This window comes from Xenorhabdus sp. XBWT (assembly GCF_059072735.1).
Window position 1 is genome coordinate 2,778,197 of sequence record NZ_CM180990.1, and the last position, 26,346, is coordinate 2,804,542.

Annotated in this window: 15 protein-coding genes; 5 read left to right on the top strand and 10 right to left on the bottom strand. The window is 43.9% G+C overall.

What is annotated here, in order from left to right; genetic code table 11:
• The first annotated feature begins 9 nt into the window (after positions 1–9).
• The gene (gene purF / locus AC5JQI_RS12210; RefSeq protein WP_237387878.1) at positions 10–1,527 is read left to right on the top strand and encodes an amidophosphoribosyltransferase; all 1,518 of its coding nucleotides are present in this window, start codon (positions 10–12) and stop codon (positions 1,525–1,527) included.
• Positions 1,528–1,572: 45 nt separating this feature from the next.
• The gene (locus AC5JQI_RS12215; RefSeq protein WP_237387879.1) at positions 1,573–2,157 is read left to right on the top strand and encodes a UbiX family flavin prenyltransferase; all 585 of its coding nucleotides are present in this window, start codon (positions 1,573–1,575) and stop codon (positions 2,155–2,157) included.
• 91 nt (positions 2,158–2,248) lie between these two features.
• On the opposite strand, the gene AC5JQI_RS12220 is transcribed toward AC5JQI_RS12215, so the two are convergent.
• Positions 2,249–3,169: a TIGR01777 family oxidoreductase gene (locus AC5JQI_RS12220; protein ID WP_493912362.1), complete on the bottom strand. Its 921-nt coding sequence runs from the start codon at positions 3,167–3,169 to the stop codon at positions 2,249–2,251.
• 149 nt (positions 3,170–3,318) lie between these two features.
• Positions 3,319–3,939, bottom strand: a complete 621-nt coding sequence (locus tag AC5JQI_RS12225; protein ID WP_493912363.1) for a glutathione binding-like protein — start codon at positions 3,937–3,939, stop codon at positions 3,319–3,321.
• A gap of 191 nt (positions 3,940–4,130) precedes the next feature.
• Here AC5JQI_RS12225 and yfcD point away from each other — a divergent pair, with 191 nt between their 5' ends.
• Positions 4,131–4,661 (top strand): NUDIX hydrolase YfcD, encoded by a 531-nt coding sequence (yfcD, locus tag AC5JQI_RS12230; RefSeq protein WP_493912364.1) that lies wholly within the window; start codon positions 4,131–4,133, stop codon positions 4,659–4,661.
• 281 nt (positions 4,662–4,942) lie between these two features.
• On the opposite strand, the gene AC5JQI_RS12235 is transcribed toward yfcD, so the two are convergent.
• From AC5JQI_RS12235 to AC5JQI_RS12260, 6 genes are all read right to left on the bottom strand, one after another.
• Entirely contained in the window at positions 4,943–5,860 is a 918-nt protein-coding gene (locus tag AC5JQI_RS12235; RefSeq protein ID WP_493912365.1) for a DUF6282 family protein, read from the bottom strand.
• Entirely contained in the window at positions 5,857–6,522 is a 666-nt protein-coding gene (locus AC5JQI_RS12240; RefSeq protein ID WP_493912366.1) for an RraA family protein, read from the bottom strand. The genes AC5JQI_RS12235 and AC5JQI_RS12240 overlap by 4 nt, the downstream gene beginning before the upstream one ends.
• A complete protein-coding gene (locus AC5JQI_RS12245; RefSeq protein ID WP_493912367.1) occupies positions 6,522–8,702 on the bottom strand; it encodes an isocitrate/isopropylmalate dehydrogenase family protein in 2,181 nt (726 codons plus the stop codon). The genes AC5JQI_RS12240 and AC5JQI_RS12245 overlap by 1 nt, the downstream gene beginning before the upstream one ends.
• Before the next feature lie 5 nt (positions 8,703–8,707).
• Positions 8,708–9,442 carry a hypothetical protein gene (locus AC5JQI_RS12250; RefSeq protein ID WP_493912368.1) on the bottom strand — a complete coding sequence of 245 codons (735 nt, stop codon included), beginning with the start codon at positions 9,440–9,442 and terminating at the stop codon, positions 8,708–8,710.
• A 236-nt stretch (positions 9,443–9,678) separates the two neighbouring features.
• On the bottom strand, positions 9,679–10,377 hold the full coding sequence (locus AC5JQI_RS12255; RefSeq protein WP_493912369.1) for a hydroxymethylglutaryl-CoA lyase-like TIM-barrel protein: 699 nt from the start codon (positions 10,375–10,377) through the stop codon (positions 9,679–9,681).
• Positions 10,378–10,388: 11 nt separating this feature from the next.
• Positions 10,389–11,588, bottom strand: a complete 1,200-nt coding sequence (locus AC5JQI_RS12260) for a multidrug effflux MFS transporter (RefSeq protein WP_493912370.1) — start codon at positions 11,586–11,588, stop codon at positions 10,389–10,391.
• 741 nt (positions 11,589–12,329) lie between these two features.
• Here AC5JQI_RS12260 and AC5JQI_RS12265 point away from each other — a divergent pair.
• Together AC5JQI_RS12265 and AC5JQI_RS12270 are read left to right on the top strand one after the other, a co-directional pair.
• Positions 12,330–12,941, top strand: coding sequence for a transposase (locus AC5JQI_RS12265; RefSeq protein ID WP_493912371.1), 612 nt, complete (start codon positions 12,330–12,332; stop codon positions 12,939–12,941).
• 46 nt (positions 12,942–12,987) lie between these two features.
• The gene (locus AC5JQI_RS12270; RefSeq protein ID WP_493914670.1) at positions 12,988–14,025 is read left to right on the top strand and encodes an IS630 family transposase; all 1,038 of its coding nucleotides are present in this window, start codon (positions 12,988–12,990) and stop codon (positions 14,023–14,025) included.
• 331 nt (positions 14,026–14,356) lie between these two features.
• Here AC5JQI_RS12270 and AC5JQI_RS12275 read toward each other — a convergent pair whose 3' ends face one another.
• Together AC5JQI_RS12275 and AC5JQI_RS12280 are read right to left on the bottom strand one after the other, a co-directional pair.
• On the bottom strand, positions 14,357–14,983 hold the full coding sequence (locus tag AC5JQI_RS12275; RefSeq protein ID WP_493912372.1) for a beta/gamma crystallin domain-containing protein: 627 nt from the start codon (positions 14,981–14,983) through the stop codon (positions 14,357–14,359).
• A 430-nt stretch (positions 14,984–15,413) separates the two neighbouring features.
• Positions 15,414–26,252, bottom strand: coding sequence for a non-ribosomal peptide synthetase (locus tag AC5JQI_RS12280; protein WP_493912373.1), 10,839 nt, complete (start codon positions 26,250–26,252; stop codon positions 15,414–15,416).
• Positions 26,253–26,346 lie beyond the last annotated feature (94 nt).

Genomic DNA, 26,346 nt, shown 5'->3' on the forward strand with positions numbered 1-26,346 from the left:
AAAGACTACATGTGCGGTATTGTCGGTATCGTCGGTTTTACACCGGCCAACCAGTCGATTTATGATGCATTGACGGTGCTTCAGCACCGTGGGCAAGATGCAGCAGGCATTGCGACTATTGATAGTAACAATGAATTCCGTTTACGCAAGGCCAATGGTTTGGTCAAAGATGTGTTTGAAACACGGCATATGTTGCGTTTACAGGGAACAATCGGGATCGGTCATGTCCGTTATCCAACAGCGGGCAGTTCGAGTGCATCAGAAGCGCAACCTTTTTATGTTAACTCTCCTTTTGGTATCACGCTGGCACATAACGGTAATCTGACAAACGCACATGAATTGAAAAAAATGCTGTTTGAAAATGCCCGCCGTCATGTCAATACCACCTCAGATTCTGAAATCCTGTTGAATATCTTTGCTAACGAATTAAGTCAGTTCCCACATTTTCCGATAGGGCCTGACGATATTTTCGCGGCAGTAGCGGAAATGCACAGAAAGATCCGTGGTGCATATGCTTGCGTTGCCATGATTATCGGGCATGGATTGGTCGCTTTTCGTGATCCGCATGGCATCCGGCCTCTGGTATTGGGGAAACGTACACTGAAAGATGGTCGCAATGAATATATGGTGGCATCGGAAAGTGTGGCATTAGATACATTAGGCTTCGAATTTCTGCGTGATGTAGCTTCAGGTGAAGCAATTTATATCACTGAGAATGGGCAGTTATTTACCCGCCAGTGTGCGGAAAATCCTTCCTTAACGCCTTGTATTTTCGAGTTTGTCTACTTTGCCCGTCCTGATTCCTTTATTGACAAGGTTTCGGTATATAACGCACGGTTGCGCATGGGTAAGAAACTGGGTGAAAAAATTGCCCGTGAATGGGAAGACTTGCATATTGACGTTGTTATCCCCGTGCCGGAAACATCTTGTGACGTTGCGCTGGAAATCGCTCATATTCTGGATAAACCTTACCGTCAGGGATTTGTCAAAAATCGTTACGTAGGACGCACTTTTATCATGCCCGGTCAGCAGGAGAGACGTAAATCTGTTCGTCGGAAGCTGAATGCCAATCGTGCCGAATTCCGTGGTAAAAATATCTTGTTGGTAGATGATTCCATCGTGCGCGGGACAACCTCAGAGCAGATTGTAGAACTGGCTCGTGAAGCCGGTGCCAAGAAAGTTTACTTTGCCTCGGCAGCCCCGGAAGTTCGTTTCCCTAACGTCTATGGCATTGATATGCCGAATGCCAATGAACTGATTGCTCACGGTCGGGAGGTGGATGAAATTCGCCAGCTCATTGGTGCTGATGCGTTGATATATCAAGACCTACAAGATCTTATTCAAGCGGTACGGGAAGAAAACCCGGATATCGAAAAATTCGAATGCTCTGTATTTGATGGTATCTATGTAACGAAAGACATTGACCAGATTTACTTGGATTATCTGGAAACATTGCGAAAAGATGATGCCACTAAAGTCCTCGGACAGAACGAAATTGAGGATCTGGAAATATATAATGAAGGATAATATCGTTATTATCACTCAGTTATACCCAGAACCTTAGAGGAAAAAATGAAAAAATTGATTGTCGGGCTGACCGGAGCAAGTGGTGCGATTTATGGTGTCAGGTTACTGCAAGTTTTGCAGCCAGTAGAAGGCATTGAAACGCATTTGGTGATCAGCCAATCGGCTCGGCAGACATTGGCATTGGAGACAGACTATACCTTACGGGATGTACAGGCTTTGGCCGATTCAGTACATGATAACCGGGATATAGCCGCATCCATTTCCTCAGGATCATTTAAAACATTGGGCATGGTTATCTTGCCTTGTTCCATCAAAACTCTATCGGGCATTGTGCATAGTTATACCGATGGCTTAATTACCCGTGCTGCTGATGTTGTCTTGAAAGAAGGCCGCAAATTGGTATTGGGGGTGAGGGAAACTCCCCTTCATTTGGGCCACTTAAGGTTAATGACGCAGGCGGCTGAAATCGGGGCGGTGGTTATGCCCCCTGTTCCCGCATTTTATCATCGTCCTGAGAGTATTCAGGACATCATCGACCAGACTGTTAATCGTGTGCTTGATCAGTTCGATATCGATCTACCAGAAGATCTATTCAAGCGTTGGCAGGGTGCTAAACCTACAGGAATATGACCTGATAGAATTTCAAGTTGCAGCTTTAGCTTTAATAGCTGCAACTTGAAAGATAAGCCAGAAAGTTGAACGTGTGATTCAGATTTGGTTCTCAAATTTGGTTGGCGTTAGTTTCTGCTTTTAATATATCTTGCAAAGCTTCTTCTAACCGGAAATAACGGAAGCCGAATCCTGCCTCTTCCAACCTCTTGGGTATGGCTTGTTGCCCACCTAAAACTAAGGTCGCGGCTTCCCCCATCATCGCTTTTAACATAAATTCAGGGACACGAACGAAAGCAGGGCGATGCAATACACTCGCCAGTATGGCGCTGAATTGATCATTATGGATGGGATAAGGTGATGTTATATTGAAGGGACCATCTAACTCAGGTGAGACCAGCAGGTAATAGATAGCATTGACCATATCCTCAATGTGTATCCACGGCATATATTGTTTACCATGACCGATTGCACCACCTAATCCCAAGCGAAACATTGGCAGCATTTTTTGCAGTACGCCGCCTTTTTTCGCCAGCACAATACCTGTGCGTAGCAGACATACACGGGTTTTATCACTTTTCGCCTGCAAAGCAAGCTGCTCCCAGCGTGCACAAAGTTGATGGGAAAATTCATCGTGCGGCTGATCATTTTCGGTAACAACTGATTGCCCTTGATCACCATAATAACCAACAGCTGAACCAGAGATAAAGACAGACGGAGGAGATTCACTGTCGTTGATCAATGAACTCAGCTGTTCAGTGATCTGCCAGCGACTTTGACAGACTCTTTCTTTTTGCTTAGAAGTCCAACGCTTATTGACGATAGGTTCGCCAGCAAGATTAATCACAGCATCAAAACTATTCAGATCGTGTCGGTCATTTAACGTTGTCCAACATTCAACGAGATCGGAAAACAGAGCGTACACTTTTTGTGGTGAACGACTCAGAATGGTGATGGAATGGGAGAGAGAAAGTAGCTGACAGGTCAAGCGATGACCAATCAACCCCGTTCCTCCCGTAATTAAGATACGCATAGCCACCCCCTGTGACAAAAATAGATAGCCAATATGACTATAGCAGGGGATGACTTAAGTGACAGCGAAATATGCTGCTATCTGTAATCAATATCAAGTTTTACGGTGAAAAATTTTGTCATTAAGTGAATTTTTTGCATAGATTACATTTAAGCGTCATTGTAAGCAGCTAGTGTAGCAGGCCGCTGCTTGATTTTATCAAGCCACTTTTCGACGGCGGGGTAATTTCCTATATTAATTTTCTGGTGCTCATGACATTTCGCCCATGGATAAGTAGCAATATCTGCGATGCTGTATTCGCTTCCTCCCAAATAGGGCGTTTTTTCCAGTTGAGTATTCAACACATTATATAAACGTTGTGACTCTTCCACATAGCGTTTAATCGCGTAAGGTACGACTTCAGGGGCGTAGCGATTGAAATGGTGATTTTGCCCGAGCATTGGGCCAAATCCTGCAACTTGCCAAAACAGCCATTGTAATTGTTCTGTATGTTCCCGGGGATTCTTGCTTAAAAGCTGGCCTGTTTTATTTGCCAGATAAAGTAAAATGGCACCGGATTCAAAGACAGAAATGGCTTTTCCACCATCTTCGGGTTGATGATCGACAATAGCGGGGATCTTGTTATTGGGGGCAATGGCAAGAAATTCAGATTTAAATTGTTCGCCTGTACTGATATTGATGGAGTGGATAGTGTAAGGTAGGCCGACTTCTTCAAGAAATAGCGTAATTTTATAGCCGTTGGGAGTGGGAGCATAATACAGATCTATCATATAACCTCCAGTAATAATAACTCACTGTTAAATATAACTATGTTACATTACCACTGTTTATCCGTAAGATGTTATAAGTTTCTTGTATCAGTGTTACTGATTTTGTTTTATTAAGTTATGATTTTTAGGCCTCGTCAACTGAGGCATACAGTAAAAACTGGCATGCAAATCGTTTATTAAAGGTTTTTAGGATGGAGCAAGAAAAATCAGTAAGTATTGAGTGGGTTGATATCGTCAATGAAAATAATGAAGTGATTGCACAGGCAACCCGCCAACAAATGAGAGCGCAAAACCTGAGACATCGTGCTACTTACATTGTTGTGCATGATGGTATGGGCAAAATTTTAGTCCAGAATCGTACAGAAACGAAAGACTTTTATCCGGGTAAATTAGACGCAACGGCAGGTGGTGTCGTAATAGCGGGAGAAAATCTGCTCGATGCTGCTCGTCGGGAAGCAGAAGAAGAACTGGGGATTGCCGGAGTTCCCTTTGCCGAGCATGGTGTTTTTTACTATGAAGAGAGCACTTGCCGGACATGGGGAGGGTTGTTCAGTTGTGTCAGTCATGGGCCGTTTGCACTACAGGAAGAAGAAGTCACGGCTGTTTATTGGTTAACACCGGAAGAAATTACCGCCCGTTGTGATGAATTTACACCGGATTCACTTAAAGCTCTTGCCTTATGGTTAGCTCGCAATAATCAGACACTATTGCCTGAAGATTGAAAGTTTTTATCCTATAACTATGCCTTTCATTTTTTGAGTTGTAGTTTTGTTGTCTGCACACTCACTCACCCCGGTCACATAGTCAGCTATGCTTCCGGGGATTAATGAAAGGCTCCTGCCTTTGGCTGGGCAAATTCGTTCCCGACGAATTTGTCATTCCCTTGCCGTCGCGCTGCATCTTAGAACCTATAGAGTATGATCGGTTTTTTACTATTAATTCCAATAAAATATTAAGAAGTTAAGGATGATAAATGAACAGTTGTTTGCCATGAAAAGTCCGGCTAAGCACAGTAGATTCCCGAAAGTTCAGATGTAGTTTTGTCTGGAGCTAACATATACAGTGGATTAAGCAAGGTAATATCCCGAATACGAACACGACTCAATCCAGCGGCTCTAAACCAACACTCACTATCACTCAGCCACTGTTCAACATCAGGCTGAACGGGCTGTCCAAGGTCAGAACTGTAGACAACATTATTCACTTCTGATAATACTTCAAAAAAATCCTCAGTTGTCTGATAACCAAGATAAACGGTTAATGCTGTCTGCTCCACGTAAAGCCAGTCGTGTTTACCTAATGCTTTAAGGTCTTTTGCTTTTAATCTGGTCATAGGGCTGGCAGGTTGGTTTAGCATGAACTTACATCCCCCCTCAGCGGTAATAGCACTAATGAGTTGCATAACTTCATAACTTGAAGCATGGCCGGATGACAGAACAACATTATGTTGCTGTGCAAAACGAATTAACTCATGGATTTCGTGATGCAACTGCCCATTGCTATCAACAACAGACAAAGGTTGCTGAGCTAAAGTCTTCGCAGAAGCATTTGCCCAAGCACGTTTCATTACACTTTTATGCTCTGTCGGAACAATGGTTGGCAGATGAACCAACAACCGTGGAGCATGATGGAACTGATATTGGCTCAGTGACTGAATAATGGGGTTAATCGCCAGCCCTCCAGCCGCAGAGTTCAATACTACCGAGCCAAAAACCGGAAGTTCTTTTTCTTGTGCCAGTGACGACAAAGCTGCAACACTCCCCAAATGGTTTTTAAGTACCACTCCACCACCTTGTCGAGAGTATTCCCTCCCTGCTTCAAGTACATTGTACCGTCGAATATAACTATCGGGGCGAGCATGATAATGTACATCAAGAAAACGAAGTTTTTTCTCCCAGTATTCTATAAACAACTGATTCATGATACAGGTTTCCAAGGTACGGCATACCCCAGTTTTTCACGGGCGGTAACTAGATCTTCTCCGTTAGTTATAGCTTCAATAATAGCCTGTTCAGTTTTATCAACATTTCCTGCACGCTCAATAACCGTAAGCAAATGCTGCTTTGGAATCACTAGCACACCATTATCGTCCGCAAAAACCCAGTCTTCTGGCGATACCTCTACACCACCAATATTCAGAGTGCACTGTGTTGCAGCTATCTGGGTTCGATTCTTTCCTGATACCATATAAATCCCAGTTGAGAATAAGGGATATGCTAATCTGCGAACTTCAGACAAGTCTCTGGCTGATCCATAAATGACAGAACCTGCAATTCCTTTTTGTATCGCTTTAAAAGTCAATATATTGCCCCAACTTGTACAATCAATACGACCCTGATTATCAACTACGATTACAGATCCAGTAGGGACTTCATCAATATAGTTTCCAGCATTCAGAAAATTACCTTGTTCGGGAATGATGGGTTCATAGCGTACAGTAAATGCGGGGCCTGCTATTTTAGTTCCGGCATTACGGGGCACAATTCCAGCCAACCCAGCAGAAATATATAAACTATCCATTGCATCTGATATGGCAGCACTATCAAGCTGCATTAAATGCGCTTTGATTTGTTCAAATTGCATTACATTTCCTCTTTTTTGGATGCACGTGCGCACAGGACACTCCAAGCGGCATATTCAGGTATAGATTGTTTCAGTAGCAACTTATTGCATGGAAAATCCATAGCATGTTGCTGCCCTTCATTATCTATGGTTGTCAGAGTCATCTGTCCAATCATCTCTTCACCAGATAAAAATTCACTGATAGATGGAAAAGTAGTTATGTTCACTAAAAGAGATTTTGATAGGGGATTGATTGGGAGTTTTTTGTATAGCGTTGTGTGTAGATATGTACTTAATTCATCGTCATCTGTAAGCCAGTCAATACGATATTGTTCACTTAGTTTTTCAAGAGCAGTCATCTGGCAATTGCTGACCAATTTGCCTTCAAACATAGATTCAAAATCAGCTATTTTCTGTGTGGAAAGAGGAAAATCAGCCGGAGTAAGAATTTGCACTATTACATAAGGCGCTTTCCATAAATAATGAATATTGCATTCGATGCCATTAAAGAATTTGTCCACCATCACACCTACTTTACTTTCACTAATGCTGATTAGCGTCCAGTGGTAGCTATGCTCTCTCATGTTGGTTACCGGAGAAACAGGGTGCTTTTCTGACAACATTAACCGCATCTGGGATGGTGAGCCTGATAATAAAACTATTTTGCTACCATCAACATTAAGGCTGAAACCAGATGCTGTGCCTGTCATATTAGGAATAACTTCTGTATTGGGTGGCATCATGGCTTGGCGTTGATTTGAAGGATCGCAATATACCCCCAGTTTTTCCAATTGCTTCTGTATTTCCACCCAGACATTGTCGCGTATTTCCAAAGGATTGCCAGTTATTCTCACTATCGCTTCGCGGGTTTTATCATCTGCTGTCGGGCCAAGACCACCACATACGACGATGAGAGCATCCTGCCCTAATCGGCGAATCACCGAAGTAGCGATTTGGTTAATATCATCAGCACAAACCTGATGTTGTTTCACTTTATATCCCTGAACCGTGAGATATTTACTAATCTCCTGAAGATTTGTATTAGGGCATTTACCATTCAGTAGTTCATCACCAACAGTAATAATTGACGCAGAATAGTTAGTATATTTTTTATTTAACGTACTAATAATAGCCTGTGCCATCTGTTGAGTTGTTGCACTTCCTCCCAGATCATAAGTAACCGTTCGCCCTTCACGTATTACATTATCTACCGCATGGTTAATCTGTTGCGCTTCATCAATAAAGCCTAGGTGTTCCAATAATAATGCTATTGTGTAAAACATCGCTGCCGGATTGGCTTTATTTTTCCCTGCCATGCTAGGTGCGCTGCCGTGTACAGGTTCAAAATAGGCAATATCACAGCCAATATTAGCGCTAGGTGCTAAACCAAGTCCGCCCATAACACCAGCTGCCAAATCAGACAAAATATCACCAAACATATTCTCAGCAACAATGACACCAAACTCATGAGGTTTTTTTACCAGCCATAAAGCCACGGCATCCACATTGTGGATATCTGCTTTTATCTCAGGGTAACGTGCAGCAATAGTATCGAAAATACCTTTTGCAAAATGCCCGCTTTCCCGCATTACATTTGGTTTATCAGCAAATGTTACACGGATATAGTTATTTTGCTTTGCATATTCAAATGCAGTGATAAACAAGCGTTCCAAACCAAAACGAGTTTGTAAACGAACTGACCATACAGCCTCATCAGGGCCATATTTATCTATATTTGGATGCTGTAACCAGATCGCAGTAGTAGCAGTAATTCCTCTGAAATCGAACCCCGCATAGAGTCCTTCTGTGTTTTCCCTGATAACACAACAGCGAAAAGGTTTACGATCCCCTTCCACATAACGAACTGGCCGGATATTTGCGTATAATCCCAAGTGCTGACGTAATTGGATAACCGGTGATACATAATTTCCCGCTTTTTCACGCAGATGTACTGGCAACGCTTGTAACGCTTCTTCTTTACCTTTGCTGGTAATAGAACCGAGTAACACGGCATCTACAGAGGCTATTTTTCCCCAAGTACTTGCAGGTACTGGATTACCTTCTTTTTCCCAACATGTCCAACCGATATCTCCCATTGTTAATGTCACAGGAAGGTTTAGAGCTTGAAAAATGGGGAGGGCAGCATCGCATACCTCCTGACCAATGCCATCTCCGGGTAAAACAAGAATTTTTTTGTTCATAAGATTCAGAGCCAATTATTAATTATATTGTTAGTAAATACAGGATTATCTTCCCAAAGCCGCATTCCTGCTCCCTCCACGACAATAAAACAGTGTGTAGGATGAGTGCGGACTACCTGATTACTTACTGTAGCCAACTGTGAACATCCGCCAATTATGCTTAGAAATTTTCCTTTGTAATTACATAATGTTGTCCTGGCATCCAGTTGTAACAGTAGTGAGAATCCTGTCAGCATGCGCTTTCGGGCAGTACTTCTTAAATGGTCAGGTATAGAGGGCATTTGGGCATGTGGCATCCCATCTTCAGGAACAACAAAGTCATATAACAATGAAATTGCTTCATCCAATTGATTTTTGTTCAGCAAATCTATTAATTGTTTTAGCTTATTGGCCAGTAATGAATCGGTATATCCAGGGCCACTGATTGAGATTATCCCCGTGAGTTTTTTCAGACGTGGTGCAAGCAACTGCACTAACGTACCGGACATCGCAAACCCGACAAGTAGATAAGGTTGGGTGAAACGCCGGTTGAGTTCAGACTCAATAGTATTTATGGCATGTTCAGGTTCAATTGAGTTTATTAAGGCTAGTGTATCGATAATAGACACCTGATATCCCATTTTCTGTAACAACGAGAATAATGGAGTACAGAAATCTCCATGATCCCAAAGTGGCATCACAGGTGCGAGAATGACCGCTTCAGGATTGGGGTACATTGTATTATTATTGTTCTGTGTCATGTCGTTGCTTCTTGTAGAGACTTTATGATACGGAACACATGGTTAACACCGAGTGGTAACCCTTCTTCAAGAGTAGTTTTGTTATCTACATTTAGGTTGTATATGCCCATCAATATGTCTATAAGATTGTGTTTGGCAGCAATGAAAGAATGGTGGGATTGGAAATCATCGAGTTGGGTGAGTATTTGTCCAAGATCATATTGCTTGTTATTCTGGCTGAAGTTAAGAAATGATAGTCAGCTTTCTATATTGAGATTACCTGCTCCTTTTCCTATTCCTAACAAAGAACTATCAATGAAATGAGCGCCTGCTTTTATTGCTTCAATGCTGTTTGCCATAGCAAGGCTCAAGTTATCGTGAGGATGGAATCCCACTGGTAACTGTGTGGTAGCCTTTAATTTATAAACCAATTTTGATACTTGTTCAGGGAACAAACTACCGTTTGAATCTGCCAAGTAAATAATATTAGCACCGGCTTGTTCACATTGTTTGGTAACTTCAATAATTTTACTGATAGAAAGCTGACTCACTCGTGTAAAGTTAATACTCACTGCCATTCCGATAGCTCGAGCAGTCTCGCATAATTTCAAACATAGCTGTGGGTCATCAGCCTTGATACATAATCTAAGCAAACTAATGCCGTTTTCTTTCAGCGCGAGGATATCATCAGAATTGATATTGTGTGAGTGAGCAATAATAACCAATCTTGCTTCAGGAACGGCTTTATGAATATTCTGAATATAGCTATCAGGTGATAAACCTGCCAAACCAATATTAGGTATAGGTTTAAAAGAGCCGTTACGATAACCAATTTCGATCCACTCTATTCTACTTTTGACTAATGCCTTAACATGTCTTATGGCATATTCTGTTGTAAAGTTAAAATTATTTAGATATCCACCATCACGTAGTGTAACATCAATATTATTGACCATTTAATTTATTCCTATTTAGTTTCTATGATTACTTTTTTATTCTGGTATCCAATCAGATAAATAATGCTACCGATGAGTGAAAAAGTTGCGATGATAATCGCGACGGTTTTGGGTTCATGGTGGGATAGATAACCAATAAATAATGATGTTATTGCTGCACTTCCTAATTGCAAAGTACCCATTACACCTGAAGCTGTTCCAGCTAATTGGTTATGAGTGGCAATAGCTGATGCCGTACCCAATGGCAGTAAAAAACCATTTCCGAAGGTTAATATTGATATTGTTAACATAGATGAAAATAAGGGATCAGGATTAAATAACATCTGTATAGCGAATGAAATTCCTCCAATGGTAAATAAGATATAACCATATGAAATGGTATTTTCTATTCCTTTTTTATGCGTTAATTTTTTAGCAAAAAGGTTGCCAGATACATAACTAAGAGAAAGAATAATATAGGTATAGCCAACATATTTCTCTGGTAATCCCATAATAGTAAGAATAAATGGTGATTCGACTAAATAGGAAAAATAGGTCGCATAAGCAAAGCAAGGTATAGCAGAATAATAAAGAAATTTCCTATTTACCAATACATAATAAATGTTAGTGGTGACACTTTTTGGATTGAGTTTTTGCCGCTTTTCTGGGGGTAGAGATTCTTCCAATACCAACACACATAGTATAAGTGTGGCTGTTATAAATAAGGTAAGAAACAGGAAACAAGCTTTCCAACCATAGAGTTCAGTTAATACACCGCCAATCATTGGCGCTATAGCGGGAGACATGCCCACGAAAGGAAAGATGATGAGGTATAAATGGGCAGCTTCTTCTTTTTTCATTAAATCATTAATAATGGCGCGGCCTAATGTAATACCCGCACAAGCACCTAAGCCCTGAAATAAGCGTAATATCAATAACTCACTGATATATGTACTATAAAAAATACCAACAGTTGAAATTAACCATATTATCATACCAGAAATAAGTACTTTTTTTCTCCCAAGACAATCACTTAATGGCCCGTAAATCAATTGAGAGAAGGCTATTCCAAATAAAAAAATGGCTATTGCGCTTTGTATATTAGACTTGTTAACATGATAATAATCACCCATTTCACTTAGGGCAGGTAGGAAAATATCAGTCGAAATCAATCCCCCCATGGACAAAAAAGTAATTAAAACGATAAATAAAAATGAAGGTTTTCTGTTCATTATTAATTAACCAATTTTATAAAAGATGATTTTTTAAAACAGGAGTTTATTCATAACTATATGGATAATTATAAAATCCCTTGTTTATGGTTTGGTGAAAATTTCAATTTCTATTATTAACAATAATTGTTATTAGATAAGATATATGAATTTGTGTAAACTCAAGCTAAACGATATAGTGTTTATTTTTAATTAAGTGTTTTCATTGCATAATAAATGAAAGTATTGTTTATCATTGAAGAAAATGAATGAGTCTTTTCTATAAGGAGAAATGATTTTTTACTAAAAAGCACTAGGAAGGTAATTGTATTTAAGGATTTTGTTAATTGTTATTTTAATGGTTTGTTTTTTGTGATTAATTTTAAAATAAAAAACACCATAACATAAATATAATTATTGAACTACAGAGATAATGAAGATGAAATGGTTATTATAAAAAATGTGATTAACATCTTGCTAATAATTAATGTATAATCAATATGTTATAATAAATAATTGGTCATGTGTTTAGAATATATGGTGAAACACTTTTTAGGTGTTCTGAATATACATACATTGTGAAATTAATATATATCTTAACTTTTTCTGTGAGTAAGGAAATGATCTACAATGTTGGAATAATGAGGATAGAAAGTACGGATTTTCATCAGAACTCATTGAAGCTGATGTTATGAACTTCCGCTCCTCACGGAGTAAGATGGAAATTCATCAATCAAATCCAACCAGCTTTGAGAGAGGATTATGCCTAATCTCATCATCGTTCTTGATATTGCCAAGAATATTTTTCAGGTTTATCGAACGAACCATCGGGGTATAGCCACTATTAAACGTAAATTATGTCGAAACAATGTATTGAGTTTTTTTGCAACTCTTGAGCAGGCACTCATCGGAAATGATACTAATGATGCTGCTGCTATCTGTATGGCGGTAACAAGACCGGATATTCACTGCGTGCCCAAAAAAAGTGCTGAGCAGCAATCATTACAGTCATTGCACCGAACGCGGGAAGGGGCTATTCAGGCAAGAACAGCAAAATCAAATCAGATCCGCAGTCTTTTTTCAGAAGAAGGCGTTATATTTCCGACCGGACTGTCTTCACTAAAAAAAGGTCTCTTTGAGTTTATCGAGGACGGTGAATCAGCGATAACCCCTATCCTGAGAAATCTGGGCATGATGTATCTTGAACAATTATCCTGTTTACAGACGTGGATCAGTGAACTTAACGAAATGATTGACGTGTATTTCAAAGATAGCGATGTCTGCCAACGGTTGACCACCATTCCCGGTATTGGGCCGGTGATCGCCAGAATATCGTGGGTGATATGGGTGATATGGGTGATATACCAATCGTAATTGAAGGTGCTTGATTTTTCGTTCCTATCAGATCAAGATTGTGTCTATAAAAATTACCCTGACAGATGCTCAAAAAAACGCGCTCGAATTGATGCATGATACGACTCGTGATGGACGTGTGCGTGATCGCATTAAGGCCGTGCTTTTGGCATCGGAAGGCTGGACTGCCCAAATGATTGCCCAGGCTTTGCGTATTCATGAAAGTACGGTGAGCCGCCATCTGAAAGACTACTTTTCTGAAGAAAAACTGGCCCCTGAAAATGGTGGCTCTGCAAGTCGTTTATCTGCCGAACAAACGGTAGAACTTGTTGAATATCTGACGGCCAATTTGATGCACACCACCGCGCAAATTGTGGATTATGTCTGGGCACACTGGCAGGTGACTTTCACGATATCCGGGATGACAAAATGGCTCCATCGTCAGGGATTCAGTGACAAAAAGCCGATGGGAACGCCGCATAAATTCGACGCGGATAAACAGCAACAATTTATTGAGACTTACAACGCGCTGAAAACGAAATGTGGTCGGCATGAGCCAATTTTGTTTATTGATGCTACGCATCCTACCCAATCCACAAAATTAAGTTACGGTTGGATGAAACGCGGAAGAGAGCAGGTCAAAGTGGTTGAAACGACAGGAAGCCGTACTCGCCTCAATCTCATGGGGGCGCTCAATTTGCAACGGATTGAAGAGACCGTTATTCGTGAATATCCGACGATTAACGCCAAAAATGTCGTCCTGTTTTTCGGTGCCATCCGGGAAACGTATCCGCTTTCACAAAAAATTCATCTTATTCTGGATGGAGCTGGTTACCATCGCGCTGAAATCGTTAAATTTTTCGCCGAGGTTCTGAATATTGAGTTGCATTATCTGCCGCCTTACAGTCCTAATCTCAATCCGATTGAGCGATTATGGAAGTACGCGAATGAACAGATACGCAACAATGTCTATTTCCCGGATGCAAAAACATTCCGTGAAACATTTCATCATTTCTTTCATGTCACCTTCCCCGAAAAAATAGAGGAATTGGCTACTCGGCTGACGGATAATTTCCAAACTTTAATTCCTGCATCTTCAAGTTAATTGCGTATATTAACGGGTGAAGAAAAATTCAGGGTAGCATAATAATTACAGAGTAATGGAGTCGTTTTTAGCTTTATTGATCTTGCTAATTGCGCGGGAAAAGTAAGATGGGAGATTGGTCAGACTGACACCGGAAAAACCTGATATAGTCAACGATCAAGAATGAATAATGATGGATAACATTTATTGTAAGAATGAAGATTTTCCATTGGTAGTAATTAATTAAAAAATAGGCATGTATATAGAGTGCACGCCTATTTTATCAGCCTTTTTCTATTTCAATAATATTGAAAAAGAGTAATGAATTTTTATTTATAATTTCAGGATTATCTTACTTATGGGTAGTAAAATTTTCCAGATACAAAATAACTTGATAGTCTGATGCGTTTTCAAACCGCATGTAGGGAGGTTTTGTTGTATCATAAGTAATGATATCAAGGCCAGAACCATTATCTTTAAAATAAATAGCACCCTGAGTAACAGGAATGTGGTTCTGATCAAATACCGCGACGGATGTAACATATTCCTGACCATCTTTCGGTATTAAGCCAACGATTTCATAACCTCCATTTGAATAAATTTCTACTGCTTTAGGGATTTTGTAAGTTTGGATATTTGCCCTGAAAACTTGATCTACACCTGATTCGTTAATTAACTTCACTGCTAACAGTTCACGGTTTGATGGTGATACAACAAATTTAGATAATCCTTGAATATCACTAATATCGGCTTGGCTTGTGTCCCATTCACGATAAATTTGCCCGGACTGATTATCATTGCCATGTCGCCAGGCAAACACAATTGAGTTCGTGCCAATTTCAACGGAAAGAAATTTATCATTTAATGGAGTACCAATTAAATTTACTTCTGTACTATTTTCTGGATATTCATAGGAATCTCCAGCATAATTCTTTTGAGTATAAAATATAGCACCATTGACTAATTTGTCTTTAGACATGATTGTTTTCTCCAGATTTTTATTGTGGTAGTGAATGACCAGAATAAGGAAGCTGGATTTTATGTCAACATAATGAGAGGGTTTTATATTGAGGCCTGATTTTAAAAAATATTAATTTAAATTTGGACTATTGCTGATAATTAAATAATGCCGTTTTTATTTGTAATGTATATTATTATTAGAGTTGAGTTAAATTTAATAGTATTCCTTTTTACCGTAAGTATAGCTTATAATATTCTGGTAAAAACACTCGGCGCTCTCATTTTGAATAAAATTAACAGCATTGATTATCTGGTTACAGTAGATATTCAGGTATTCAGTTAGTTGCCCGATATTAAACATCTCTTTTCTTATCACAAACAGATGTGGAAACACAGTACAAAATTTTCAGTATAATAAGAGCGCCGTATATACGGCGCTCCCAAATATCTTAATGATCTTGCTTAATGACTATGTCATCCAGTAATACTTTACCCAACGATCGAATATTGGGTTGTTGCAGAATAGTATCATGGGAACCTGTAATATTAATCACGGTCAACTGAGCGGGCGGGATGATCTCATCCCAGCCAAGCGCAATGCTATGTTCAGCATCTGGTTCTTGTTCCGTCGCCCTGAATAGGGTCACATTCATGCCATCAGGACATATCGACGGAGAATGGTAATAAGCGGCAACTGAGATATTGTGGTATAGATGCAGATGTTGCCTGATATTCTCAGGAGAAATGCCCTGCGGCAGCAGGTTATTCTCTTGGGTCAGCATTAACACTGCATTGTAATCACGCTTAAGTATCAGTTCTTCGATTTGTTCTCCCAAACTACCGGAAAGATTGTCTGGTACGTGTTCGGTGAAAGTAAAAATTTCATCAAACTCTAATCCAGCCACCACTTTTTCTTGAGTAAACGTATTTTCATAGGTGGAATGGGTATCAAGCAAACCGACAAAATGCACGGTTTCACCCTCCGCAATCAGGAGACAGGCCATTTCATAGGCAATCGAGCCTCCGACAGACCAGCCAGCAAGGCAGTAAGGCCCGTGAATTTGTGCCTGACGGATACATTCAACGTACTCTTTAGCCATCTCTTTCAAACTGATTGGGGTATCGTCTTCCTCCTGTACATCATTGGCGACGATCCCATAAACAGCCATCTCCTTATCATCAATATACGGGGCGAGTTCGTAAGCATAATCAACGCCGCCTCCGACAGGATGAACAAGGAACAGTGCAGGTTTGGCGTTATCTGCGTGGTTACCTTTGCGACTATCTTGACGACTGCCTTGACGAACAGTCACTAAATTTGTTTGTTGGGTCAGAGAGGCTCCCAACCGGATAAACGCGGCAAACTCACTGATGGTCGGATGGGCAAGGAAATCACGTACTGCGACATTAATATTCAAAGCCTGACGCAAGCGTGTCACGATTTGCAGGGTTAACAGAGAATGCCCACCCAATTCGAAGAAGTGATCGTGTCGGCCAACACGTCCTGAACCGAGGCATTCTTGCCAGATGTTAGCCACGATATTTTCCATTTCTCCGATTGGCGCTTCGTACCCTTGTGTAATGATGGCGGATTCATCCGGTACGGGTAGCGCCTTACGATCCAGTTTGCCGTTGGCAGACAGCGGGAAAGCATCCAATATGACAAACGCGCTGGGGAGCATACTTTCCATCAAGCGGACACTTAATTGCTCACGCAGTTGGGAAGGTGTGAGCGTGACGCCTGATTGTGGAGTGACATATGCTACCAGACGTTTGTCACCACTTTCTTCTTCGCGGGCAATGACCACCGCATCGCTGACCCCTTTGCAGGTAGCCAATTGTTCTTCTATTTCACCCAATTCAATACGGAAGCCGCGTATCTTGACCTGAAAATCATTGCGTCCCAGATATTCAATCATGCCATTGGGCAGCCAGCGTCCCAAATCTCCCGTTTTATACATACGGGCATCAGGTTTTTCGCTGAATGGATCGGCAACAAATTTCTCTGCGGTTAAATCAGGCCGATTCAGGTAACCCCGGGCAACCCCCGCGCCGGCAATATGGATTTCACCGCTCATACCGAGAGGGACAGGCTGACCGAGCATATCCAAAATATAAATGCGGGTGTTGGGCAGCGGATAGCCAATCGGAATGCTATTGGTCAACTCAGGAGCATGATGCTTATCCAGCGTCAGAGCTGTGGCTATGACTGTTGCCTCAGTCGGGCCATAGGTGTTGATCCAGCAGCAGGACTGTGTTTCCGGCATAGATTGCCAGCTTATTAAATGCCGCAGTTCTGCTTTTTCACCGCCGACAATCACTGTACGCAGGTGTCGGCCGAATCCACAGTGTCCTGCTGCTATTTCTTGCACCCATAGGTGCCAGAAGGCCGTCGGCATATCTATGATGGTGATTTGCTGTTCATTTAACAGGGCGACAAATTCTTCATCCGGCACACGGATATGAGCAGGGCGCAGAACCAAAGTAGCACCTGAGGCAAGGGTCGGGAAAATATCCGATACCGAGGTGTCAAACGCCACGGTGGCAAATTGCAGGATACGATCTCCCAATTTGGGTTCACTGGTATTGTGTTGCACATGGATAAAGTTCACCACATTGCGGTGTTCCAGCATCACCCCTTTAGGCTGTCCTGTTGAACCTGAGGTATAAATAATATAGGCCAGATGGTGCGGATGAAGCCCCAATTGACCGATATCAGGATTATGTTCGGGTTGCTTCGCCACGTTACCACGGTAAGTATCATCGTCCAGCAACCAGACGGTCATTCCCTGTGTTGGCAAACGTTCTTGCAAGTGTTTCTGAGTCAGTAATAACGCGGATTGACTGTCTGATAACTGATAGGCCAACCGTTCAGCAGGATACTCTGGGTCGAGCGGAATATAACCGGCTCCCGCTTTGAGAATACCGTACATGCCAATAATCATATCCAGACTGCGGTCAACATAAAGTGCCACGCGATCATCGGGGCGTACGCCCGCTGCAATCAGGTGATGTGCCAGTTGGTTAGCATGGCGGTTCAGTTCCGTATAACTCAATTGTTCATGACCGAACACCAGTGCGGTGGCATCAGGCGTGCGTTCCACCTGCTGTTCGAACAATTGGTGGATCAACATATCCTGCGGATAATCCAAATCAGTGTCGTTAAAATCCTCCAATACCTGAATGCGTTCTGCCGGAGGCAGAATATTGATTGACCGGATTGATTGTCCGGGGGAACGTTGCAGTGCCTTCACAATGCCTTTCAGTGCTTCATTGACATAAGCATTGATGCGTACAGGGTTAACTTGCCGGTTGCATTGGGCCGTGATTTCGTAACCGTCATCAAAATCGTCCACATCCAGCGACAGCGGATAGTTACTGCGTTCTTCAATTTCCACTTGTTGAATGCCTTCCCAAGCTGTTGAACCGGATTGTTCATCATCACGCGGACTGTGGCGGAAATTGAGCAGGTTGTTAAACAGTGGCAAAGATGCCTGAACACCGCTGCAACGCTGGGCTATTGCCAGAGGTGTCTGTTCATGTTCCAGCAATTCACTTAAGTGTTGATAGGTTTCCTGTACCACTTGCAGAACAGAGCGTCCCTGTAATTGAATACGGACAGGCAGGGTATTGATAAACATACCAAGAACCTGAGAAGCCCCCGTGCCTCCTTGCAACCGTCCCAGTAAAACGGTACCGAAGACCACATCCTCACGACCACAGCATTGTGCCAATACCTGTGCCCATGCCACGTGGAACAGGACGGCTGAACTGATACCCTGTTTACGGGCACAATCACGGATTTGCTGTGCAAGTTCACTGTCCAGAGTGAAGATATCTTCCACAATTTCATCACGCTCATCGCGGCTACCGCCCTGAACATCAAACAATCCAAAAGGTAGGGTCGGTTCTTCTATATCCCCCAATAATTGCTCGAAATAGGCTTTATGGACTTCGATCGGAACCTTACGAATTTGGGCAATAAAATTGCGGTAAGGCAGGGGAGAGGGCAGTGTGTCTTCTTCGCCCAAGAGAATCGCTTGTATTTCACCAAAAATGATTTCCAGTGACAGATGGTCACAAACCAGATGGTGATGTAACAAACTCAGCCACCATTGTTCAGTCTCAGGATCTTTGGCGATATAAGCTGCCAATAGTGGCGCTTTGGTGATATCTAATCGTATCGTATCTGGGTTGGTCAGGCGCTGTAATTGCGTTTTAGCATTTTTACCTGATAGTAGCGTGAATTCAGTAACCGGTAGCGGAGCGTCACGGAGTACAACTTGCACGGGCATGGGCAGATTTTTCCAATGGAAAGCACTGCGCTGGATATCATGCCGATCAATAACCTGCTGAAGTGCTTGCAAGAAACTATCCAGCAGAGTCCGGCTGTTAAAGCCCATGAGAATGTTTTCGAGATAAGTATCGCCTTCTTCTTCCAGTAAATGGTGGAACAGAATACCTTCCTGCAATGGCCCGAGTGGGTAGATATCCTGAATATTGGAAATACCATCCGGTACTTGGGCAACAATCTGGTCAATCTGTTCTTGTGTTAAATCCACTAAGGGCAGCATATCAGGTGTAATGATCTGGCTGTCTGCATGGATCAAATTAGGCGGAACAGCCAGTTCGTCAGTATCATGATCACTATTCTGGCTTAGACGAGTGCTCATGGAGGCCAGTGTCGGGGCAGCGAATACGGCACTGACATCAATGGACAGCCCCTGTTGACGCAGCTGTTCAATCAGGCTGACCACCAGAAGGGAATGTCCACCTAATTCAAAGAAGTTGTCATAACGCCCGACCTGCTCTAATTTCAACAGGGATTGCCAGACAGCCGCCAGTTTGCGTTCGATTTCGCCTTGCGGTGCTTCGTACTCCCGACTGACTGTGGAGGCATGATCCGGTGCCGGCAACGCTTTGCGATCCAATTTTCCGTTGGCGGACATCGGGAAGGTATCCAGCATGACAAACGCACTGGGAAGCATATAATCCATCAGGCCGATGCTGAGTTGTTCGCGCAGGTTTGCCGGTGTGAGCGTGACACCGGTTTGTGGGATCACATAGGCTACCAGACGCTTGTCACCATTCTCTTCTTCACGGGCGATAACCACCGCATCGCTGACACCATCACAGTGTGCCAATTGCGCTTCAATTTCACCCAGCTCAATACGGAAACCGCGTATCTTGACCTGAAAATCGTTGCGTCCCAGATATTCAATCATGCCATTGGGCTGCCAGCGCCCCAAATCACCGGTTTTATACATGCGGGCATCGGGTTGTTTACTGAATGGGTCAGCAACAAATTTTTCTGCCGTCAGTTCTGGTCTGTTCAGATAACCACGGGCGAGGCCTGCCCCGCCAATATGGATCTCACCGCTTACTCCGACAGGAACAGGTTGACCGAGATTATCCAAAATATAGATGCGGGTATTGGGCAACGGGCGACCAATCGGAATATTGTCAGCAATATGCGGAGAATGTTCGTCATTGATCGTCAATGTCGTGGCAATGACCGTCGTTTCAGTCGGGCCATAGGAGTTGATCCAGCGGCAGGATTGGGTTTCCGGACTGGACAGCCATCCCGCTAAATGGCGGTATTCCGCTTTTTCTCCGCCAACAATAATAGTATGCAGATAGGAGCTGAAACCGCTGCGTCCCGCCATCATTTCCTGTACCCAGTGATGCCAGAACGCGGTTGGCATATCCATGATGGTGATTTTCTGTTCGCGCAAGAATGAGACAAATGTCATATCCGGTATTCTGATATGGGGCGGACGCAGAACCAGTGTGGCACCGGAAGCAAGGGTCGGGAAAATATCAGATACCGAAGTATCAAATGCCACAGTGGCGAATTGCAGGATGCGATCACCCGGTTTTGGGTTGCTGGTTTGGTGCTGGGCGTGAATAAAATTCACCACATTGCGGTGTTCCAGCATCACCCCTTTAGGCTGTCCTGTTGAACCTGAGGTGTAAATAATGTAGGCCAGATGGTGCGGCTGAAGCCCCAACTGCCCGATATCAGGGTTATGATCCGGCTGTTTTGCCACGTTGCCGCGGTAAGTTTCATCATCCAGCAACCAGACGGTCATTCCCTGTGTTGGCAGGCGTTTTTGCAAATGTTGTTGGGTCAGCAATAACGCAGGCTTGTTGTCCGCTGGTTTGCTATCAAATAGTTGATAAGCCAGACGTTCGGCAGGGTATTCCGGATCGAGCGGAATATAGCCCGCACCGGCCTTGAGAATACCGTACATGCCAATAATCATATCGAGACTGCGGTCAACACAAATTGCGATGCGATCATCAGGACGTACGCCGGACGCAATCAGGCTATGTGCCAGTTGGTTGGCGTGCCGGTTCAGTTCCGCATAACTCAGCTGGCTATCACCAAAAACCAGCGCGATGGCATTTGGTGTGCGTTCTGCCTGTTGTTCAAACAGCTGGTGAATAAATGTATTTTGCGGAAGATCTGCGGCGGTATCATTGAAAACTTCCAGCAATTGATTGCGCTCTGTCTGTGACAGGATATCAATTGCTTCAATAGCATGTTCAGGTGCGTGTCGCAGTGCTGCCACAATCCCTTTCAGTGCTGCATTCATATAGGCATTGATGCGGGCCGGATTAATCTGCTGACTGCATTGGGCAATGAGAGAAAAGCCATCATCAAAATCATCCACATCCAGTGACAGCGGGTAGTTACTGCGTTCTTCACTCTCCAGCTCTTGAATGCCCTCCCAGGCCATTGATAATAATTCTTCATTTTCACGTGGGCTGTGACGGAAGTTGAGCAGACTGTTAAACAGCGGCAATGGAGCCTGAATACCACTGCAACGCTGGGCAACGGCCAATGGTGCCTGTTCATGTTCCAATAATGCGCTTAGTTGCTGATAAGTTTCCTGAACGGCTTGCTTAACGGAACGCGCCTGTAACTTGACGCGGATAGGCAAGGTATTGATAAACATGCCAAGTACTTCGGAAGCACCGACCCCGCCCTGTAAACGTCCCAGAAGTACCGTACCAAATACCACATCACTCTGTCCGCTGCATCGTGCCAGTACCTGTGCCCATGCTACATGGAACAGCACAGCAGAACTCATGCCCAATTGTCGCGCGCACTCGCGTAGATTGCAGGCCAGTTCGCTATCCAGCGTGAAGATATCTTCAACTATTTCATTGAAGTTTCCGCCCTGTACATCAAGTAATCCAAACGGCAAGGTCGGTTCTTCCACATCGCCCAACAGTTCGCGGAAATAAGCCTGATGCACTTCCAGCGGCACTTTGCTGATCTCGGCGATAAAATTGCGATAAGGCAAAGGTGTCGGCAGGTTTTCACTCTCACCTAACAACAGAGATTGTATTTCACTGAAGATAATATCCAGCGAGATATGGTCGCAAACTAAATGGTGATACAATAAAGAAAGCATCCATTGTTCGGAAACGGGATCCTGAGCAATATGAGCCGCCAGTAATGGTGCTTGGGTGATATTCACCCGCACAGCACTGGTATCGGTGAGACGGCGCAACTGTGTTTCGGCATTTTCTTCTACTGACAGCGTATGTTCAACAATCGGCAACGGAGCCTGACGATAGACGATTTGCACTGGCTTGAGGAGTTCTTTCCAGTAGACAGCACTGCGTAATATATCATGTCGATCAATCACATACTGGAGAGCCTGTAGGAATCTATCCAGTCGCGCCCGGCTGTCAAAAACCATTAAATGGTTATCCAGATAGAGATCACCGTCTGTTTCCAGCAAGTGGTGGAACAGAATGCCTTCCTGCAAAGGTCCCAATGGATAGATATCCTGAATATTCGGAATACCGCCCGTTACGTGGTCAACAATCTGGTCAATCTGATGTTGCTCTAATTCCACCAACGGCAGCATATCAGGGGTAATGACCTGACTATCTTCGAAGATCAGGTTCGGCGGAACTTCCTGCATGGTGGCGGTTTGGTCGGTATTTTGACGGATAAGGGCGCTCATTGCGACCAGTGTTGGCGCAGAGAATACAGCACTGACATCAAGAGACAGACCTTGCTGGCGTAGCTGTTCGATCAGATTCACAACCAGCAATGAATGCCCGCCCAGTTCAAAGAAGTTATCTTGGCGTCCCACTTGTTCTAAATTCAGCAGGGATTGCCAGATTGCCGCCAGTTTTTGCTCGGTTTCTCCTTGTGGCGCTTCATATTCACGGCTGACGATAGCTGTCCGATCAGGTGCCGGCAGCGCTTTGCGATCCAATTTTCCGTTGGCGGACATCGGGAAAGCGTCCAGCATGACAAACGCACTGGGGAGCATATGATCCATCAATCGGGTACTGAGTTGCTCACGCAGGTGAGATGGGCTGAGCATAACACCGGAGTGTGGGATCAGGTAAGCCACCAGACGCTTATCTCCCATACCCTCTTCACGGGCGATCACCACCACATCGCTGACACCTTCACAATTTGCCAGTTGTGCTTCAATTTCGCCCAATTCAATGCGGAAACCACGTATTTTGACCTGAAAATCATTGCGTCCCACATACTCAATCATGCCATTAGGCAGCCAGCGACCTAAATCACCGGTTTTATACATACGGGCATTGGTTTTTTCGCTGAATGGATCAGCAACAAATTTTTCTGCGGTTAAATCAGGCCGATTCAGATAACCACGGGCGACACCGACACCACCGATGTGGAGTTCACCGCTCACGCCGACAGGAACAGGCTGCCCGTGTGTATCCAGAATATAAATATGGACATTGGGCTGCGGATAGCCAATCGGAATATCGTGAGCAAGGTACGGGGCGTGTTTATCATCCGGTGTTAAGGACAATGGTGTTAAGGTCAATATTGTGGCGGTAACCGTTGTTTCAGTCGGGCCATAGGTGTTGATCCAGCGGCAGGATTGCGTTTCCGGATTGGACATCCAATTCATTAAGTGGCGGTGTTCTGCCTTTTCACCCCCGACAATAACGGTATGCAGATAAGGGCTGAAACTACTGCGACCCGCCATCATCTCTTGTACCCAGTGGTGCCAGAACGCAGTGGGCAGATCGATGATAGTAATTTTCTGTTCCCGCAAGAAAGAGACAAAAGTGTTATCCGGTATTCTGATATGAGGCGGACGCAGAACCAGCGTCGCGCCGGATGCAAGGGTCGGGAAAATATCAGATACCGAAGTATCAAATGCAATAGTGGCAAATTGCAGGATACGATCACCCGGCTCAGGTTCACTGGCTTCGAACTGAGCATGGATAAAGTCCACTACGTTGCGGTGCTCCAGCATGACACCCTTGGGCATTCCGGTCGAACCGGAGGTATAAATAATATAGGCCAGATGGTGTGGCTCAAGCCCCTGCTGATGGGCATCAGGGTTGTGGTTTGGTTGTTGTGCCACATTTTCTTGATGACTTGCATCATCCAGCAGCCAAACATTCATACCTTGTAGAGGTAAACGGGCCTGTAAATGTTGTTGAGTCAGCAATAACACGGGCTTGCTGTCTGATAACTGATAGGCCAGACGTTCAGCAGGGTATTCTGGATCGAGCGGGATATAACCTGCACCGGCTTTGAGAATGCCATATATACCAATGATCAAATCGGGCCTGCGATCAGCGCAGATTGCGATGCGATCATCAGGACGAACACCAGAAGCTATCAGATGATGAGCCAATTGGTTGGCGTGCCGGTTCAGTTCCGCATAGCTCAGTTGGCTGTCACCAAAGACCAGCGCGGTAGCATCGGGTGTCCGTTCCACTTGTTGCTCAAACATTTGGTGAATTAGCAGGGTTTCTGGATATGGCAGGACGGAATTATTGAAATCCAGTAACACTTGGGCGCGTTGTTGCGGTTGCAATAGCGGTAAATTTTCTACCCGTTGTGAATCATCCTCAACCATCGCGGTCAACAAAGTTTGCAGGTAACTGGCGATGCGTTCAACGCTGGCATGGTCAAACAAGTCGCTAGAGTATTCTAGGTCGGCGATTAAACCATTATCCGTGTCATTCAGCGAGAGTGACAGGGCGAATTGTGAAATGTTTTCGGTGGGATTGATGGCACTGATCGTTGCTCCCGGTAATTCGATATCCTGTTGTCCCGGTGTATTGTCTACCGACATCATGACTTGGAAGATCGGGCTGTAGCTGAGACTGCGGGGCGGTTTCAGCACTTCGACCAGTTGCTCGAATGGCAGATCCTGATGCGCATAGGCTTCTAGGGCATGGTTTCTGACCTGTGCCAGCAAATCGCTGATAGTTGGATTGCCATCCAACTTAACCCGCAATGCTAATGTATTGACAAAGAAACCAATCAACGGTTCCAATTCGCGGTGCTGGCGGTTGGCAACGGGGGTGCCTATTACAACATCTGTTTGTCCGCTGAGTCGGGAAAGCAATGTTGCCCATCCTGCCAGCAGAGTCATAAATAAGGTTGTTCCGTGGCGCTGGCTGAGGGTTTTCAATCCGGTACTTAATTCTGGTGATAGGGCGATATCAATACGTCCCCCACCGTAACTTTGTTTTTCCGGTCGCGGTCTGTCAGTAGGCAGTTCCAGAAGCGCAGGGGCACCCTGCAACGTATCACGCCAGAAATTCACCTGTTTTTCCAGCACCTCACCCTGTAACCATTGTCGTTGCCAAAGGGCATAATCGGCATACTGAAGAGTCAGGGGAGGCAGGGGATCATCCTGTCCTTCACTGAATGCATGATAAAGCGTGGATAGTTCATCTAACAGAATATTGAGTGACCAGCCATCGGAAATAATGTGGTGCTGCGTTAACAGCAGAATATGATCTTGTTCAGACAAACGGAGTAACCGCCCCCTAATCAGGGGGCCTTGTGAGAAATCGAAAGGTTGGCTGGTTTCCTGCTGGGATATTTCTTCAACAGCTGTTTGCTGTTCTTTTGTTGGCAGGGGGCTGATATCTTCGATAGCCAAAAAGAAACCGGAATCGGGTTCGCCGATGATTTGTCTGGCCTGGCCTTCCGCCATATTGATGGTAGTGCGCAAAATTTCATGACGGGTGACAACTCTGTCCAATGCGGCTTGCAGGGCATTCAAATCTAAATGCCCTTGCAGGCGAAGGCCACCGGGAATGTGGTATGCCGTCTGCGCCGCAGGATCTAACTGTGCCAAGAGCCACAAGCGCTGCTGTGCCCAAGAAAGAGGGAGGGTCTGTTGATCCGCACTTCTTGGCATAATCTGGTTTTTTTTCGCAACCTGACTATTCTGGATGCGTTCTTTAATTTTTTTCTGGAGTACTGCTTGTCTTAGTTTAAGCAGGGTCTGTTCGTTGTTACTCATTTAATTAATTATCTCCGTTTAACAGGGCACGCAGTTCATCTTCAGACAAGTTCTCCAATTCGTTTTGCAGTGACTCGATATCTTCTGGTGCGAA

Bases quoted from the DNA above. Each gene is read 5' to 3' on its own strand.
- purF (WP_237387878.1), top strand. From the start codon at position 10: ATGTGCGGTATTGTCGGTATCGTCGGTTTTACACCGGCCAACCAGTCG.
- AC5JQI_RS12215 (WP_237387879.1), top strand. From the start codon at position 1,573: ATGAAAAAATTGATTGTCGGGCTGACCGGAGCAAGTGGTGCGATTTAT.
- AC5JQI_RS12220 (WP_493912362.1), bottom strand. From the start codon at position 3,169: ATGCGTATCTTAATTACGGGAGGAACGGGGTTGATTGGTCATCGCTTG.
- AC5JQI_RS12225 (WP_493912363.1), bottom strand. From the start codon at position 3,939: ATGATAGATCTGTATTATGCTCCCACTCCCAACGGCTATAAAATTACG.
- yfcD (WP_493912364.1), top strand. From the start codon at position 4,131: ATGGAGCAAGAAAAATCAGTAAGTATTGAGTGGGTTGATATCGTCAAT.
- AC5JQI_RS12235 (WP_493912365.1), bottom strand. From the start codon at position 5,860: ATGAATCAGTTGTTTATAGAATACTGGGAGAAAAAACTTCGTTTTCTT.
- AC5JQI_RS12240 (WP_493912366.1), bottom strand. From the start codon at position 6,522: ATGCAATTTGAACAAATCAAAGCGCATTTAATGCAGCTTGATAGTGCT.
- AC5JQI_RS12245 (WP_493912367.1), bottom strand. From the start codon at position 8,702: ATGAACAAAAAAATTCTTGTTTTACCCGGAGATGGCATTGGTCAGGAG.
- AC5JQI_RS12250 (WP_493912368.1), bottom strand. From the start codon at position 9,442: ATGACACAGAACAATAATAATACAATGTACCCCAATCCTGAAGCGGTC.
- AC5JQI_RS12255 (WP_493912369.1), bottom strand. From the start codon at position 10,377: ATGGTCAATAATATTGATGTTACACTACGTGATGGTGGATATCTAAAT.
- AC5JQI_RS12260 (WP_493912370.1), bottom strand. From the start codon at position 11,588: ATGAACAGAAAACCTTCATTTTTATTTATCGTTTTAATTACTTTTTTG.
- AC5JQI_RS12265 (WP_493912371.1), top strand. From the start codon at position 12,330: ATGCCTAATCTCATCATCGTTCTTGATATTGCCAAGAATATTTTTCAG.
- AC5JQI_RS12275 (WP_493912372.1), bottom strand. From the start codon at position 14,983: ATGTCTAAAGACAAATTAGTCAATGGTGCTATATTTTATACTCAAAAG.
- AC5JQI_RS12280 (WP_493912373.1), bottom strand. From the start codon at position 26,252: ATGAGTAACAACGAACAGACCCTGCTTAAACTAAGACAAGCAGTACTC.